The organism is Dorea sp. 210702-DFI.3.17 (assembly GCF_020560825.1).
GTDB lineage: Bacteria > Bacillota > Clostridia > Lachnospirales > Lachnospiraceae > Dorea > Dorea formicigenerans.
On the sequence record NZ_JAJCNB010000090.1, the window covers coordinates 1 to 506 of the forward strand.

The window sequence follows — 506 nt, forward strand, 5'->3', positions numbered from 1 at the left end:
GCATCAGATTTTGAAAAAGTAGTAAAGAAAACGGAGGTAAAAGAGATGGCAGCAAACAAATATGCAGGAACACAGACAGAGAAGAATTTACAGGAGGCATTTGCAGGGGAATCACAGGCGAGAAATAAGTATACCTTTTTTGCTTCTGTAGCAAAAAAGGAAGGTTACGAGCAGATGTCAGCATTGTTTTTAAAGACTGCAGATAATGAGAAAGAACATGCAAAGATGTGGTTCAAGGAATTAGCAGGAATTGGTGATACAAAGGAAAACCTGGCGGCAGCGGCAGAAGGTGAAAATTATGAGTGGACAGATATGTATGATGGCTTTGCTAAAACAGCTGAGGAAGAAGGATTCCCTGAGCTTGCAGCAAAATTCAGGGCAGTAGGTGAGATTGAGAAGCACCATGAGGAAAGATATCGTGCACTTCTTAAGAATATCGAAACTTCACAGGTATTTGAAAAGAGCGAAGTTAAGGTATGGGAATGCCGTAACTGCGGACATATTGT

The 506-nt window shown here is 40.9% G+C and carries 1 protein-coding gene; it reads left to right on the forward strand.

Translation table 11 applies throughout. The annotated features are described in order from the left end of the window. Positions 1 to 45: 45 nt before the first annotated feature. The coding region (rbr, locus tag LI149_RS15075; protein WP_227132619.1) for a rubrerythrin at positions 46 to 506 on the forward strand (461 nt) is incomplete at its 3' end.